16 protein-coding genes are annotated in these 13,929 nt (G+C 70.9%); 8 read left to right on the top strand and 8 right to left on the bottom strand.

Translation table 11 applies throughout. The annotated features are described in order from the left end of the window. Nucleotides 1-328 precede the first annotated feature (328 nt). The 3 genes from ABZ923_RS38895 to ABZ923_RS38885 form a co-directional block, all read right to left on the bottom strand. Complete coding sequence (locus ABZ923_RS38895; RefSeq protein WP_361482326.1) at nucleotides 329-592, bottom strand: CBS domain-containing protein; 264 nt, start codon at nucleotides 590-592, stop codon at nucleotides 329-331. 76 nt (nucleotides 593-668) lie between these two features. Beyond that, complete coding sequence (locus ABZ923_RS38890) at nucleotides 669-2,132, bottom strand: DEAD/DEAH box helicase (protein WP_361482323.1); 1,464 nt, start codon at nucleotides 2,130-2,132, stop codon at nucleotides 669-671. Between the two features lie 179 nt (nucleotides 2,133-2,311). Then, nucleotides 2,312-2,515, bottom strand: a complete 204-nt coding sequence (locus tag ABZ923_RS38885; protein ID WP_030648194.1) for a cold-shock protein — start codon at nucleotides 2,513-2,515, stop codon at nucleotides 2,312-2,314. Between the two features lie 717 nt (nucleotides 2,516-3,232). On the opposite strand from ABZ923_RS38885, the gene ABZ923_RS38880 reads away from it, so the two are divergent. The 3 genes from ABZ923_RS38880 to ABZ923_RS38870 all read left to right on the top strand — a co-directional run bounded on the left by ABZ923_RS38880 (nucleotide 3,233) and on the right by ABZ923_RS38870 (nucleotide 6,550). Further along, the gene (locus ABZ923_RS38880) at nucleotides 3,233-4,429 is read left to right on the top strand and encodes a PP2C family protein-serine/threonine phosphatase (RefSeq protein ID WP_361482320.1); all 1,197 of its coding nucleotides are present in this window, start codon (nucleotides 3,233-3,235) and stop codon (nucleotides 4,427-4,429) included. A gap of 29 nt (nucleotides 4,430-4,458) precedes the next feature. Next, nucleotides 4,459-4,833 carry an STAS domain-containing protein gene (locus ABZ923_RS38875; RefSeq protein WP_361482317.1) on the top strand — a complete coding sequence of 125 codons (375 nt, stop codon included), beginning with the start codon at nucleotides 4,459-4,461 and terminating at the stop codon, nucleotides 4,831-4,833. Between the two features lie 256 nt (nucleotides 4,834-5,089). Continuing rightward, a complete protein-coding gene (locus tag ABZ923_RS38870) occupies nucleotides 5,090-6,550 on the top strand; it encodes an aminotransferase class I/II-fold pyridoxal phosphate-dependent enzyme (RefSeq protein WP_361482314.1) in 1,461 nt (486 codons plus the stop codon). 27 nt (nucleotides 6,551-6,577) lie between these two features. Here ABZ923_RS38870 and ABZ923_RS38865 read toward each other — a convergent pair whose 3' ends face one another. Then, on the bottom strand, nucleotides 6,578-6,946 hold the full coding sequence (locus ABZ923_RS38865; RefSeq protein WP_361482311.1) for a hypothetical protein: 369 nt from the start codon (nucleotides 6,944-6,946) through the stop codon (nucleotides 6,578-6,580). Beyond that, nucleotides 6,943-7,803, bottom strand: a complete 861-nt coding sequence (locus ABZ923_RS38860) for a DUF2071 domain-containing protein (protein ID WP_361482308.1) — start codon at nucleotides 7,801-7,803, stop codon at nucleotides 6,943-6,945. Before ABZ923_RS38860 ends, ABZ923_RS38865 begins: the two co-directional genes overlap by 4 nt. Before the next feature lie 245 nt (nucleotides 7,804-8,048). Here ABZ923_RS38860 and ABZ923_RS38855 point away from each other — a divergent pair, with 245 nt between their 5' ends. The 4 genes from ABZ923_RS38855 (at nucleotide 8,049) to ABZ923_RS38840 (ending at nucleotide 10,721) form a co-directional block, all read left to right on the top strand. Then, nucleotides 8,049-8,318, top strand: coding sequence for a hypothetical protein (locus ABZ923_RS38855; protein ID WP_361482305.1), 270 nt, complete (start codon nucleotides 8,049-8,051; stop codon nucleotides 8,316-8,318). A gap of 272 nt (nucleotides 8,319-8,590) precedes the next feature. Next, nucleotides 8,591-9,559 (top strand): Rieske 2Fe-2S domain-containing protein, encoded by a 969-nt coding sequence (locus ABZ923_RS38850; protein WP_361482302.1) that lies wholly within the window; start codon nucleotides 8,591-8,593, stop codon nucleotides 9,557-9,559. Then, the gene (locus ABZ923_RS38845; protein WP_361482299.1) at nucleotides 9,543-10,085 is read left to right on the top strand and encodes a DUF1360 domain-containing protein; all 543 of its coding nucleotides are present in this window, start codon (nucleotides 9,543-9,545) and stop codon (nucleotides 10,083-10,085) included. Before ABZ923_RS38850 ends, ABZ923_RS38845 begins: the two co-directional genes overlap by 17 nt. Before the next feature lie 90 nt (nucleotides 10,086-10,175). Further along, the gene (locus ABZ923_RS38840; protein ID WP_361482296.1) at nucleotides 10,176-10,721 is read left to right on the top strand and encodes a hypothetical protein; all 546 of its coding nucleotides are present in this window, start codon (nucleotides 10,176-10,178) and stop codon (nucleotides 10,719-10,721) included. 87 nt (nucleotides 10,722-10,808) lie between these two features. Here the strand turns inward: ABZ923_RS38840 and ABZ923_RS38835 are convergent, their stop codons facing one another. The 3 genes from ABZ923_RS38835 to ABZ923_RS38825 all read right to left on the bottom strand — a co-directional run bounded on the left by ABZ923_RS38835 (nucleotide 10,809) and on the right by ABZ923_RS38825 (nucleotide 13,070). Beyond that, on the bottom strand, nucleotides 10,809-11,900 hold the full coding sequence (locus ABZ923_RS38835) for a glutamate--cysteine ligase (RefSeq protein WP_361482293.1): 1,092 nt from the start codon (nucleotides 11,898-11,900) through the stop codon (nucleotides 10,809-10,811). Nucleotides 11,901-12,147: 247 nt separating this feature from the next. Beyond that, nucleotides 12,148-12,669 (bottom strand): hemerythrin domain-containing protein, encoded by a 522-nt coding sequence (locus ABZ923_RS38830; RefSeq protein WP_361482290.1) that lies wholly within the window; start codon nucleotides 12,667-12,669, stop codon nucleotides 12,148-12,150. Further along, nucleotides 12,669-13,070, bottom strand: a complete 402-nt coding sequence (locus tag ABZ923_RS38825; RefSeq protein WP_361482287.1) for a hypothetical protein — start codon at nucleotides 13,068-13,070, stop codon at nucleotides 12,669-12,671. Before ABZ923_RS38825 ends, ABZ923_RS38830 begins: the two co-directional genes overlap by 1 nt. A gap of 512 nt (nucleotides 13,071-13,582) precedes the next feature. Here ABZ923_RS38825 and ABZ923_RS38820 point away from each other — a divergent pair. After that, entirely contained in the window at nucleotides 13,583-13,801 is a 219-nt protein-coding gene (locus tag ABZ923_RS38820; protein ID WP_361482284.1) for a ferredoxin, read from the top strand. Nucleotides 13,802-13,929 lie beyond the last annotated feature (128 nt).

The following is a 13,929-nucleotide window of genomic DNA, read 5'->3' as shown; positions in this document are numbered from 1 at the left end:
GCGGCGCGCCCCCGGGCGGGCCACCGCGGGGGGGGGTGCGGCGCGCCGCGGCCCGCGCGCCCCCCCACCGGGATCCTGAGGGCGGTTTCCCGCCCGTTCTCACGCGGCCTCGGGGCCGGTGCCGCCGAGCAGTGCGGACGCGGTTTGCACGAGAGTGCGTCCACCCACACCCGCGGGCGCGCCCGTGGGGCGGTCGTGGCAGGTGAAGCCGAGGCGTGTCCCGGTCCTGGTCAGGTCGAACGGGTACCGGGCGATGACACAGCGCATGATGCCTCACAGGGGAGAAGTCGCGGGGAGAAGGAGAACGGGCTGCCCGGGGCGAGACGGATCAGCAGGAGAGGGCGGGCAGCCGTCCGTCGAGGACGTCCCGCAGACGGATCCGGTCCGTGTACTCGGAACTCTCGCGGAGAACGGCGAGCCGGACCAGGGTGATCACACCCGTGCTCTGGTCGTCCCCGTCGCAGACGGTCAGGTACTCCACCCGGGCACCCGCCATGACGGCCAGGGCCACCTCGACGGTCATGTCGTCACATACCCGAGGCCCGTGCCCTTCGGTGTCCTCGACCGCGGTCGCGGGAGCGGGGTCCGGCACACCGTACTGCGTCCGTACTGGCGTCAAGGGTGTCTCCTTCGGTAGGGGATGATCGGATGGGCGGCCTTTGCGGCGCCTATGCGGCCGTGTCGTTGCCGGGCCGCCGCTGCGCCTTGCGGCGCGCCCCCGCGACGACGGGCCGTCCCTGGCCGGTGCGGCTCCGACGGCTGCGGGAGGACGAGGCCGCGCGGCGGGGGCGTTCCGTGGCAGGCGCGGTGATGACCACCGGGACACCGGAGGGCGCCTGGGCACCCGTGATGCGGCTCAGCTCCGCCTCGCCCGAGCGGACCGGGGTGACGTGCGGGGTGATGCCGGCCGAAGCCATCAGCCGGGTCATGCCGCGGCGCTGGCCGGGCGTCACGAGCGTGACGACGCTGCCGGACTCCCCGGCGCGGGCCGTACGGCCGCCACGGTGCAGGTAGTCCTTGTGGTCGTTGGGCGGATCCACGTTGACGACCAGGTCGAGGCTGTCGACGTGGATGCCGCGGGCCGCGACGTTGGTGGCCACCAGGACGGTGACGTGACCGTCCTTGAACTGCGCCAGGGTCCGGGTGCGCTGCGGCTGGGACCGGCCGCCGTGCAGGGCGGCGGCGCGGACACCACTGTTCAGCAGGTGCTCGGTCAGCCGGTCCACGGCGTGCTTGGTGTCCAGGAACATGATGACCCGGCCGTCCCGGGCCGCGATCTCGGTGGTCGTGCGGTGCTTGTCCGCGTCGTGCACGTGCAGTACGTGGTGCTCCATCGTGCTGACGGCACCGGCCGACGGGTCGACGGAGTGCACCACCGGGTCGGTCAGGTAGCGGCGGACCAGCAGGTCGACGTTGCGGTCCAGGGTGGCCGAGAACAGCAGCCGCTGACCCTCGGGACGCACCTGGTCGAGCAGGGCGGTGACCTGGGGCATGAAGCCCATGTCGGTCATCTGGTCGGCCTCGTCGAGGACGGTGGTGCCGACGTCGTCGAGCCGGCAGTCACCCCGGTCGATGAGGTCCTTGAGCCGACCGGGCGTCGCTACGACCACCTCCGCGCCGGCCCGCAGCGCATGGGCCTGCCTGCCGAGCGACACTCCGCCGACGACGGTGGCGAGCCGCAGGCTCACGGAACGGGCGTAGGGAGCAAGCGCGTCGGTGACCTGCTGGGCCAGCTCACGGGTGGGGACCAGGACCAGGGCCAGTGGCCGGCGCGGCTCGGCGCGCCGCCCCGCCGTACGGGCCAGTACCGCCAGGCCGAAGGCGAGGGTCTTGCCCGACCCGGTGCGGCCGCGACCGAGTACGTCACGGCCGGCCAGGGAGTTCGGCAGGGTCGCCGCCTGGATCGGGAACGGCACGGTCACTCCTGCGTGGCCGAGCGCGGCCAGCAACGGCGCCGGCATGGCGAGATCGGCGAACGACTCGACGGCGGGCAGCGCGGGTGTGACCGTCTTCGGCAGCGCGAACTCGCCCCCCGCGGACTGCCGGTTTCCGTAACCGTTGGAACGGCGCGGAGCGCCGGAGCGCTCGTATGTGCGATTGGTGCGTGCGCGTGTGGAACGGGTGCGGTTCATGCGGAACCTTCCTCGATGCGGGCACGTATCAAGGAATTTCCGCAGCAGGACGAGCGGCGCAGAGAATCGCGAGAACGGGCCGATGACGACAGGGCCGAATCGCCCTGGAAAAGAAACGAGCCGGGGCCCGCACCCCAAGGTGCGGGCCCCAGCTGCGAAGTAGCGTCAGTGCCGGTGCGTCAGGCGGGAACGATGTTCTCGGCGGTCGGGCCCTTCTGGCCCTGCGCGATGTCGAACGACACCTTCTGGCCTTCCAGCAGCTCACGGAAGCCCTGGGTGGCGATGTTCGAGTAGTGGGCGAAGACGTCGGGGCCGCCGCCGTCCTGCTCGATGAAGCCGAAGCCCTTTTCCGCGTTGAACCACTTCACGGTACCAGTAGCCATTTTGTTTCTCCTTCGGAGACGGTGCCAGGAATACGCCGTGTGCGCATTCCGTGTCGCCGTGATGATCAGCCGTCGGAAAAACCTTCTGGCAACCACACCTGCAACTGATGACGACAGTAGCACGGCGCGATCGACCTCGCGTGGTCGATAATTCCGCTCCGCCGGGCGGTCCAGGAATACTCGCCGCACCCGGTACCTGTTTCTCATTTCGCGGGTACAGATATTACTCTCCGCGGGCGCGGCCTTCCTGCCGTGTGCTTCCGCCCGCGACCCTGTGACCTGCCCCGACGGGAGATGTGCCGCTGCCGCCGCCGTCAGCGTGACGCAACGGCGAACACGCCCGAGACTCCCAGACCGCAAGAAAGGTCACACCCCCCGCGATGGCGCGCGGTGGCCGCGGTCGCGTGGCATCGCAGCCGAGCTGCTGTGGCAGGCGGCCCGGGATGTGCTGATGACCGATCCTTCGGCGCCGACGGAGCCTACCGAGTATGTTGAGAGCAGTCTCGGGCCCTGGCGCCTCGATGGCGTGTCTCGGCGGCGCCGGGCGGCGCCGTCCGCGGTGAGTGATCACTGCTCGTAGGAGGGCCGGAAAGGGGTCGTCCATGCGATGTCCTCGCCGTGGCCCGGCGCAGGTCGCCCCCTCTTCGACCAGGCCCCGGCGGCCGAAGAGGGTCTGTCGTGGTTGACCGGGCCGCGTCCGCTCTGGCCCTGGTCCGGATGGTTCAGGCCAGTCACACCGTCACGCTGGAGCAGCTTCCGGATCTGGTCGCCGAGCACGCCGCAGAAGCCGGGCTGCACGACGTGGCCGTCTACGTCGTCGACATCCGTGAGACGGTACTGCGCCAGCTCACCGGCAAGGGGCGTGACGCCGCTCGCGGAGGGCAGGAGTTCACGGTCCAGGGCAGTCTCCCGGGCCAGGCGTACCAGCGTGTGGATGTGCTCGCCGAATCCGCATCGGCCGACACACCGGGCGGGCGGCGGCGGTGGTGGGTGGCCGTCACCGACGGCGTGGAGCGCCTGGGCGTGCTCCGTGCCGACAGCGACGGTGACAGCGACACCGATGACGAGCCGACGCGCGACATCCTGCGCGATCTCGCGTCGACCACGGCTCTGCTGCTGCTCAGCAAGCGATCCTTCAGCGATTCCTACGCGCGGCTGGTCCGCACCGAGGCGATGAACGTCGCCGCCGAGATGCAGTGGAACCTCACCCCGCCTCCCGCTTATGCCGGACGTGACATCACCGTGGGTGCGGTGATGGAACCGGCGTACCAGGTCGGCGGTGATGCCTTCGACTACGCCGTCGCCGGCACGACGCTGTATCTGGGCGTCTTCGATGCCATGGGCCATGACACGACCGCCGGTATCACCGCGAACGTCGCCGTGGCCGCCTGCCGGAACGCCCGCCGCCAGGGAGCGTCGCTGACCGAGACCAGCGAGCAGGTGGAACGGGTGCTGCTGGAGCAGTTCAGCACCAGTCGCTACGTCACCGCCATCCTGGCCGACCTCGACATGGCGAGCGGGCGGCTGACCTGGATCAACCGCGGCCATCACCTCCCCATTCTCATCCGCGACAACCGCTGGATCATCGAGCTGGCCTGCCCGCCGGCCGGCCCCATGGGCAGCGATCTGGGCCTGCCGGTGACCCAGCGCACCGAGCACCTCCAACCCGGTGACCGTCTGCTGCTGTACACCGACGGGATCATCGAAGCCCGTGACGCCTGTGGTGACGTGTTCGGCCGGGATCGGTTCGTCAGCTTCATCCGCCGTCACCACGCGGGTCGGCACACCCTGCACGAGACCCTGCGCCGCCTCATGGCGGCTGTCATGGACCACAACGCCGGGCGGCTCGCCGACGACGCCACCGTGCTGCTCACCGAGTGGCGCGGCGCGCACCAGGACGAGCTCACCCCGTGAGGCGCACCAGCCCGGGACAGGAGGATCGCGTGAGCACCCACCCGCCCACCCCTGACCGGCGGCAGGCCACTCCTGTGGACGTACAGGTGCGTACGTCAGCCCCCGATCGCTCTCTGGTGACGGTCACGGGTTATCTGGACCGGCACACCGCCCACCATCTCGCCGACGCGCTGCAACCGCTGCTGGGCCGCGACGGCCATACGGTGCTGGTGGACCTGTCCGGCGTCACCTTCCTCGACTCCACCGGTCTGACCTGTTTGATCACCGCTTACCGCACCACCAGAATCACCGGTGCCCGCCTCGCGCTGATCGCCCCCAGCCAGCAGGTGCAGAAGATGCTGCAACTGACCGGCGTCGACCGGGTACTCGACAGCTACCCCTCCCTCGACGCCGCACCACCTTGATATCTCGCAAGGCGGCGGGATGCAGGTCCCCCGTCGGCTCAGCGCGACGGACGAGCACCCGGCCCCCGTCCTCATGAGCTGCTCGAACCAGCCCGACCGCAGCACGAGACGATCGAGATGGTCCCGGGGCCCGACCATCCCGGCGGTGCCGTCTTCTCGTTTCAGCTGCGGGACCCGTGCAACCCGGTCATGGGCGGACCGGTACCCCGACGCAAGCCGGCCTCCCCGCGGCAACGCAGCGATGAGGAGGGCAAGGATGGATCACTCTCGTGTCCCCGTGCTGGAGGCACTGCAGGAGTTCCGGCGCCGCGACGACGTGGTGTACGGGCCGCCCGGCCACAAGCAGGGTCTCGGAGCCGATCCCCGGGTCCTCGACATCGTCGGGGAGGGTGTCTTCGCCTCGGACGTGCTGTCCCTGAACGGGCTCGACGACCGCCGTGAGTCGCGAGGGGTACTCACGCAGGCCGAGGAGCTGATGGCCGACGCGGTCGGCGCGGAGCACGCCTTCTTCTCCACCTGCGGCAGCTCCCTGTCGGTCAAGACCGCGATGCTGTCCGTGGCCGGACCCGGCGAGAAACTCCTCATCTCGCGCAACGCCCACAAGTCCGTGATTGCCGGAGTGATCGTCAACGGCGTTCACCCGGTGTGGGTGCACGCCAAGTTCGACACCGAGCGGCACCTGGCCCACCCGCCCGAGCCCGACGACGTACGCCGGGCCCTGCGCGAGCATCCCGACGTCAAGGGGATGCTGCTGATCACGCCGACGGACTGGGGCTCGTGCGCCGACATCCGCGGCATCGCAGCCGTCTGCCACGAGCACGACATCCCCTTGATCGTCGACGAAGCCTGGGGAGCGCACCTGCCCTTCCACCCCGATCTGCCGGCCTGGGGCATGGACGCCGACGCGGACCTCGTCGTCACCAGCGTCCACAAGATGGGCGGCGCGGTCGAGCAAAGCTCTGTGTTCCACCTCCAGGGCGATCGCATCTCACCCGAAGTGCTCAAACAGCGTGAGGACCTGCTGGGCACCACCAGCTCCTCCTCGCTGGTGTACGCCACCCTTGATGGGTGGCGCCGCCACATGGTCGAGCACGGACACGACCTGCTCGACGCGGCGCTGCAGCGAGCCGCCCGTATCCGCAAGGCCGCCGCCGGCATGCCCGGCTTGCGCCTGATGGGTCCGGAGGTCGTGGACCAGGGGCTGGCGGCGGAGCTGGACCTGCTGAAGATCACCATTGACGTACGGGAGCTCGGCATCAGCGGCATGCAGGCCACCGAGTGGCTGCGCACCCACTGCCACGTCGACATCGGGTCCTCCGACACCTGCCGGATCAGCGCGCAGATCACCCACGCCGACAACGACCGGACCGAGAACCTCCTCATCGACTCCCTGCACCGCCTCGTCGAGCACGCCGACACCATCGAGAAACAGCCTTCGGTCCGCCTACCCGAGCCTCGCGTGCTGCAGCTGGAACAGGCCATGCTTCCGCGCGACGCCTTCTTCGCCGCCGCCGAACACGTCCCGGCGCAGCGGGCCGTGGGACGCGTCGCGGCGGAGACGATCAGCCCCTACCCGCCCGGCGTCCCCGTCGTCGCACCCGGCGAGGTCATCAACCAGCAGGTCGTCGACTACCTGACCAGCGGCGTGGCGGCCGGCATGTTCATCCCCGATGCCGCCGACCCCACCGCCGAAACCCTGCGGGTCACGGCGCGGTAGGGATCGTTTCACGATGGCGGCGAACGCTCATGCGCGCGCGGGCCCCGCCAGTCGGCCACAGCGAAGCCATGCCGTCAGCCATCCGGCCTGCATGGCCGCGTTCAGCAGGTAGGTCGGGCGGATGCGGTGTCGCGGCACATACAACAGGTCGATCGCCAGCAGGGTCACCGCAGTCCCCACACCGGTGCGGCGGGCCTGGCGGAGCCCGTCGGTCGTGGCCGGGCCGAGCAGCATGCTGCAGCCTGCCGTGGCGAGCAGCCCGGCGGTCGTCTGCTGCAGCCACTCCTCCGACTTGGGGCCGAAGACCCACTCGAAGCTGCGCAGGTGCAGCAAGGGCCAGCCGCCGCCGACCAGGTTGAACAGCCCTGGTGATCGGGCCACCCGGACGGGGTTCATCCCTGCCTCCTCGGCTGCGGCCGCACCGGCCTCGAGAGACCGAGGCGCACCTTGTGCACCCCGTCGGAAAAGTGCACCAGCGGTTCCTCGGCGGGTGCCGGCAACCCTGCAGCACGGGTCACGCTCTCGGCGAGGTCGTCGAGATGCGCCGCGCGCAGGGGCCAGGGCTCGTGCTCGACGGGCGTCTCCCACAAAGTCCCCGCGCTGTGCGTGAACGCCCGCCATCGCGACGCCAACCACACGTCCCGGTGCGTAGGGCGGATCGGCGGGCCCGGTCGTACGGTCATGCGGTAAGCCGACCCACCACCCCACCTCGATCCGGCGTACGTCACGCTTTCACCGCTGCGCGCCAGCCGCAGCCGCCCGAGGTGGTACGGCGCTCCGATGCCGCGAGCCGCCAGCATCACCGGGCTGGCCACCTCGATCGACGGGAACCACAGCCCTTCCCGGCCGCCCGGTCCACGCACATAGGTGCGCAGATTGGTCTCCGGAAAGGCAGCCAGCGCCACAGGGGAGCCGGGAGGACGCACGTCGGCCATGACGAACGGTGTGAGACCCACCCAGGCATGCCCGTCATAGGTGTCGACCGTAAGCCCATCGGGCAGCAGGCGCTGGACGAGTTCAGGAGCGTACGCCCAGTGCAGAAAAGTCTGTGTCAGCCAGCCGGCCCGCAGCGCCGGCACGCGCACACGATGTTCCGGCCCGTACGTCACCACGCGCATCGACTCCCCTGCATGCCCATGTCCCACCACGGCGGGTTTGCCGAGATAGCGGCGGCTTCCGATCCGCCGCATGGGGTCGGACCCGGTGGACAAGCTCTTGATCTGGCTGGAGACCAGCTGAATGACATCCTTCAACGCTTGCCTGCGTTCCCGACCGGTACCGGTGCGGTGGCGCCGGAGCCGGGCCGCGACGCCTGCCGGGGCCCCGGGTCTCCATGTCCGGCCGGGTACCCGGAGGGGGCCCGGTACAACGCGCAACGACGTCCGTGCTCAGTTCCACGGGGACGAGCGTTCAGGAGGGGCACAAGAGGGGGACTCATCGGCCGGCAGGTGCAAGCGATGAGCTGTCACCGCGAGAAGTCCACCCGAGGAGGGAAACGGTGCCGCAGACCGACGATGAACTGCTCGCCTTCGACACCAGCGACCTGGAGGACTGGGACGAGGGTCGCGCGCGAGCCGCCCTCGGCGGGAGGCACGGCGCCTTGTACCGCAACCACCTGCTCATCGCCTGGCACCTCGACTCCTGGGCGGAGGCCGAAGGCCGCCGGACCGACGTCGACGCGCACTACAAGGCCGGATACAGACAGGCTCTGCAGGACATGGCCGCCTTTCTCAGACAGACCTACTACCTGCCCCGCGGCCCGGACTGAACCCCGGTGACGCCCGGCTCCGCGCTGACCCACCGCTCGCATGCCGGCATGCCCCTGCAACGCGAGGAGGCTGCAGGTGAACGCCCTTCCGAATCCCGGCGTCGCCCAGCGGCGCCCCACAGGACGAAGTGCCGACCCCGCTCGGCACCGTACTGGACCCGGGTTCTGGGCCGATGCTTGATTGGGCAGGGCGACTGACCGCTGTGACAGTGGCCCACCCGCAGGCGTCCGGCGCCGGTTTGCTGTCTGGGCAGGTGGGGACCCGGCCGACGATGAGTGCTACGCCACGCCGCCGCCCCCGCGAGCGGCAGAGCCGCCTCCTGCGGCTGCTGGACCGCCTGGAGCGGGAGCCCAGGGCCGACGCGGTGATCGACGCGGTCCGCAAGGGGGTGCGGGCACTGCCGCTCGGCGACGGGCGGGACCTCCTCCACGGCAGGTGGCTGGGGCACCCGGTGCATCCGCTGATGGTGCAGGTGCCGATCGGCAGCTGGCTGTCGGCGGCGGTACTGGACCTGTACCCCGGCCGCTCCCGCGGGGCGGGCCTGCTGGTCGGCGTCGGCCTGGTCTCCGCCGCTCCCGCGGCCCTGGCGGGCTGGGTCGACTGGGCGGAGCTGCACCGGCAGCAGCAGCGTGTCGGCCTGGTGCACGCCCTCACGAACTCGGCGGCCGTCGGCCTGTACGCCGCCTCGCTCACCCACCGCGTCAAGGGACGCGGCGCAGCAGGCCGGACCTACGGCTTCCTGGGGCTGACGGCGGTCGCCATCGGCGGCATGCTGGGCGGCCATCTGGCCTATCGCCAGGCATCCGGCGCGAACCACGCCGAAGAGGTCCCGCACGTCGTCACCCAGGGCTGGCACCGGATCGGAGCCGTGGCGGACTTCCCGGTCGACCGGCCGGTGCGGCGCAGCGTCGACGACGTCCCGGTCCTGGTCGTCCGGGAATCCGGAGGGGCTATCCATGCCCTGGCCGAGCGGTGCAGCCATCTCGCCGGGCCGCTCTCCGAGGGCACGGTCAGCGACGGATGCGTCCAGTGCCCCTGGCACGGCAGTGTCTTCCGGCTCTCGGACGGCTGGAACGTCCGTGGCCCGGCCACCGCACCCCAGCCGGCCTTCGACACCAGGATCACCGACGGGTACGTCGAGATCCGCCTGCGTCGACAGGACCGGAACGGGCAGGCGCCGTATGAGGTGGAAGCGGGGCAGCGACGCACGGAAACGGGAGCCCATGGACACGGCAGCTGACAGCCGACTCGCACGACGTCTGCACGGGATGCTGCAGCGGACCGGAAAGCAGTACGCGGCGGGGCACGACCGTCCGCTGGGCGGCTACATCGCAGCCATGGCGGGTTTCGCCGCGTACACGACGGCCTGGGCCACCGCCGTACGGCTCCGCGGCCGGCCGCTGCCCGACCGGCCCGAGCCGTGGGACGTGGTCCTGACCTCGGTCGCCACGTTCCGGCTCAGCCGGCTGCTGACCAAGGCGTCGGTCACCAGCCCGCTGCGCGCCCCCTTCACCCGGTACGTCGCCCCGCAGGGCCCGGCCGAACTGCACGAGGAGGCACAGAGCGAGGACGCCAGGCACACCGTCGGTGAACTGGCCACCTGCCCCTTCTGCATGAGCGTCTGGGTGGCCTCGACCCTGACCGCCGGCCAGATCCTGTGGCCGCGAGCGACACGCACCGCCATGGGCGCGCTGGCCGCTCTCGCCGGGGCGGACACACTGCAACTGGCGTACAGCGCGCTGGTCGAGAAGACAACCGGCGAGTGACCCGGCGGCGCACGGCGGTGCGTGGCGTCCGTGTGCGCGTGGGCGCCGGCCGCGTGGGTGAAGGCGGTGGCAGCGGGTACCCGCCGGGGCATGCTCAAACGCGCACTGTGGCAGGGACTGCTCGCCGGCAGCGCCGGAGGCGTCGTGATGACCCTCGGTGAGAAGATCGAGCAAGCCGTCACCGGCCGGCCCGACTCCCATGTGCCCGCGCGGGTTCTCCAGCGGTTGACCGGCCTGCCCGAACGCCCCGGCAGACAGCCGCTGCCGGTCAACTGGGCCATGCACTACGGTCAGGCCGCCCTCCTCGGAGTGCTGCGGTCGATCATGGCCCAGGCCGGACTGCGCGGACCGATCGCCTCCGCCAAGTTCACCGTCGTCCGCCTCACCAACGACCAGATCCTCGAAAACGCGACCGGCGTCGGCGCCCCACCCCCGACCTGGCCCCGCCGCGAGCTCGCCGTGGACCTTCTCCACAAGGCCGTCTACGCCTTCACCACCGGCGCCGTCGCCGACGCCCTCGCCGCCCGCAGCGGGCCTGGCCCCGGACAGCGCCATGCGGCCGCCCGCCCCGGCCGCCACGCCGGCTCCGGTCCCCTGCCCCGCGGGCACGCATACGGAGCAGACGGCGGAAAGTGAGAGTCGGAAAGGCCGACTCACACCCACGGACCGCAGGGCATGGTGAGCCCGAGCCCTACCTGCCTGACGCCGGGGGGCCGCGGCAGGTCAGGGCATGCTCATGGCGGTGATCAGAGCGGTGACGGCGGGAAGGCCGCCCTGGGCCAGGGCGGCGCGCTGCCGATCGGCGCCGGTGCCGCCCTGCAGGAGCCGGTGGACGAGGGCCGTCACCTGCCGGTCGTCGCCGGACGCATTCAGCGCGGGGGCGATGCACCGCAGCAGCTCGTACAGCATCTCCCCGGCCCGTCGTTGCCGGCCACCGGGGTCGATCAGGGTGCTGCTCAGTCCGTGGCGGGCGGCGTGCCACATGCTGGCCTGCAGCAGTTCCTGGTCGCAGACGAGCGCGGGAGCGCCGGCGGCGGCCTCCGCCAGCGCGGTCTCCACGAGCGCCCGGACGAGACCCGTGAGCATCACCGCGTCGTCCGCGCGCAACTGCACGTCCAGGCACCGCACCTCGATGGTGGGGTACCGGGCCGAGAGCCGGGCCTGCCAGTACAACTGACCGGTGTCCGAGATCACTCCGCTGTCCAGCAGTTGCTGCACGCGCCGGTCGTGATCGGCGATGTCGGCGAAGTGCGGGGGCATGCCGCTGACCGGCCAGCGGCTGAAGATCACGGTGCGCCAGCTGGCGAACCCGGTGTCGTGACCGTCCCACAGCGGAGAGTTCGCGGACAGCGCGGTGAGGGTCGGCAACCACACCCGGATCCGGTTCAGGACCTGCACGCCGGTCTCCCGGCTGGGCACGCCGACGTGCACATGCATGCCGTTGACCAGCTGCTCCGCCACCAGCTGGGGCGCCTGGGTGAGCATGGCCCGGTACCGGGCCTGGTCGGTGACGGCCACGGGGTGGCCGTGGCGCAGCGGGGGTGTGGCACAGGCCGCGATCCGGCAGCCGTGCGCCTCGGCGGCCGCTCCGACGGCGTGCCGCAGCCGCAGCAGGTGTCCACCGGCCTCCTCGAGCGTGCTGCACACCGGGGTGGCCACCTCGACCTGCGCCTGCAGCAGCTCGCAGTGCACCTCCTGGTCGGCGACGATGCGCCCCAGGCCGGCTGCGGCACGCACCTTGTCCGCCAGGGGTACCGGCAGGCCCGTGACCGGGTCGAGCAGCAGGTACTCCTCTTCGACACCGATGGTCGTCATCGATCGCCTTCTGTTCCGCCCGGCCGTGCCGCCGGACCGGCTCCCGATGCGCCTGGCCGGTGCATCGCATGGCGAGGACCCGTCGCAGGAGTCACTCGCGGTGCCCGAGTGACCGCACCCACTTCCCGGTAAACCATCACCCGCCGCCGCCGACAACGAGCTCGGCGAGGACCTGCTGGCGCGGTACCGTCCCAGCAGGCCTCGCCGAGCAGGATTCCGCCCGGACACCCATGGCGGCTCCGGTATGTCAGCTCTGCCCCATGGCTTTGCGGACGGCGTCCTTGGTGCGGTCCATGAGTGCGGCTACCGGGCCGAGGGCCACATTGGCGGTGGCCGACTGGACACTGGGGTGGGGCCGGGTGGGGGCCAGGGCCTCGGCGGCCTTGACGGCCTTGGCCATGGCGGCGAGGTTCGTGACGTCGGTGCTGCGGCGGATGTGCGAGAACTCGTAGCGCTCCTCCGCCCTCGCGTGCTCCTGCACCTCGGTGCGCAGTTGCATGAGCCGGGGCATGAACTTCGGGTCGTCGGTGTCCATGTCGTCCAGGGCGGCAAGGGTCTCCTTGGCCGACTTCTCCTCCGCCAGACGGTCCTTGACGACTTGCTCGCCGCCCTCGACCACCCTGCGGACGAAGGGGTGGACGACCTCTTCTTCGGCGGTCTCGTGCACGGCCAGGAGCCGTACGAGGCGCCGGAAGGCGTCCCGGCGTTCCTCGCCCTGGCTCTGCTCGACCTCGTCGAAGAGGTTGCGGATGTCGCCGTGCTGACGCATCAGCAGAGCAAGCTGCCGCGCCGCCCGGCACCGCCGACCTGGGCCAGGAACGCGGTGCCGTGCACGGGAGACATCGTCAGGCCCCACATCCGGCGCCGGGCACCACAAGCCGCGACCAGTGCGCCGAGCGCAGATCCGCCCCACCCGACCGCGGCCAACCCTTTGCCGCGCACGTCCCCGATCAGCAGGCGGGTGGTGTGGTCGGTGCGAGTGGCGGTGTAGAGGTCGCCGCCGATCTGGGTCTCCTCCTCGGCGGCCGGACAGCGGCAGGCGATCTGCAGTGCTCCGATACGTTCCGGCAGTGGGCGCAGCAGGGCGCGCTGGGCGGCCTCGGACACCGACTGCGCGCGGGCCAGCAGGCGGCGGCGTTCGCGGACCATGGTGAACAGCACGATCAGCACGGACAGCAGGGTCAGCGCGGTGATCCGGGCCAGATGGTTGCTGGTGGTCAGCCCGCCGTGCAGGACAGCGATGAAGACCGAGCCGGAGCGATCGCATCGCGCTCGCGCATCTGCCGCCCTTCGCTCGACATGCCGTGCAGCGCAAGCGGGACTAGGCTTCTTGAGCGAAGGCCGCAGTCAACGACACGCTCTTTGCCTTTCGCTCACAGGCTTGCCGGCCTCCCGGTCACAGCACCCTATCAAGCGAATGACCGCGCGGGTGGGCCGGGGAGGCACCGGTGAAGAGGTCGTTCCTTCGATCTCGCTGCCGTGACACCTGAAGACCGCGCCGCACCCCGCTTGTCGAGCCCGGCGACGGCCATCCACCTCGCGCCACCCTGACGGGACCCGCGAAAGACGATGGAGACGGATGGTTTTCCCATGCGATCAGGTCGACGTGCGGTCCACCCCGAGGCCGCACGTCCCGGGCCCCTCCTGCACCGAGAAGCGCGCTTGCCCGAAGGAGTCTGCCCATGCGAATCGTCGTGGACCTGAACCGGTGTCAGGGATACGCCCAGTGCGTGTATCTGGCGCACGAGGTCTTCCGGTTGAACGGTCAGGAGGCGCTCACCTATGAGCCGAACCCCGACGACGAGCGGCGCCTGCAGGTCGAGCGAGCAGCCGCGGCATGCCCGGTGCAGGCGATCGTGATCGACCGCGTGGACGGCGCGGAGGGGAACACGACGTCATGACCTTGAGGGCGACGGTCGCGGAGTTGGTGCGCCAGTTCCGGGCGAGCGGACGGATCGTCATCGTGGGTGCCTCGCTGGCCGGGCTACGTGCGGCGGAGACACTGCGCGAGGAGGGCTTCACCGGTTCC

Source organism: Streptomyces sp. NPDC046881 (genome assembly GCF_040645015.1).
Taxonomy (GTDB): Bacteria; Actinomycetota; Actinomycetes; order Streptomycetales; family Streptomycetaceae; genus Streptomyces.
Note: the sequence above shows the minus strand (reverse complement) of the source record. Positions and strands in the feature narration are given on the sequence as shown.

Coding starts and splice junctions, on each gene's coding strand:
- ABZ923_RS38880 (WP_361482320.1), top strand. CDS start 3,233: ATGGTTCAGGCCAGTCACACCGTCACGCTGGAGCAGCTTCCGGATCTG.
- ABZ923_RS38830 (WP_361482290.1), bottom strand. CDS start 12,669: ATGCGTCAGCACGGCGACATCCGCAACCTCTTCGACGAGGTCGAGCAG.
- ABZ923_RS38835 (WP_361482293.1), bottom strand. CDS start 11,900: ATGACGACCATCGGTGTCGAAGAGGAGTACCTGCTGCTCGACCCGGTC.
- ABZ923_RS38820 (WP_361482284.1), top strand. CDS start 13,583: ATGCGAATCGTCGTGGACCTGAACCGGTGTCAGGGATACGCCCAGTGC.
- ABZ923_RS38890 (WP_361482323.1), bottom strand. CDS start 2,132: ATGAACCGCACCCGTTCCACACGCGCACGCACCAATCGCACATACGAG.
- ABZ923_RS38885 (WP_030648194.1), bottom strand. CDS start 2,515: ATGGCTACTGGTACCGTGAAGTGGTTCAACGCGGAAAAGGGCTTCGGC.
- ABZ923_RS38865 (WP_361482311.1), bottom strand. CDS start 6,946: ATGAACCCCGTCCGGGTGGCCCGATCACCAGGGCTGTTCAACCTGGTC.
- ABZ923_RS38840 (WP_361482296.1), top strand. CDS start 10,176: ATGCTCAAACGCGCACTGTGGCAGGGACTGCTCGCCGGCAGCGCCGGA.
- ABZ923_RS38850 (WP_361482302.1), top strand. CDS start 8,591: ATGAGTGCTACGCCACGCCGCCGCCCCCGCGAGCGGCAGAGCCGCCTC.
- ABZ923_RS38870 (WP_361482314.1), top strand. CDS start 5,090: ATGGATCACTCTCGTGTCCCCGTGCTGGAGGCACTGCAGGAGTTCCGG.
- ABZ923_RS38845 (WP_361482299.1), top strand. CDS start 9,543: ATGGACACGGCAGCTGACAGCCGACTCGCACGACGTCTGCACGGGATG.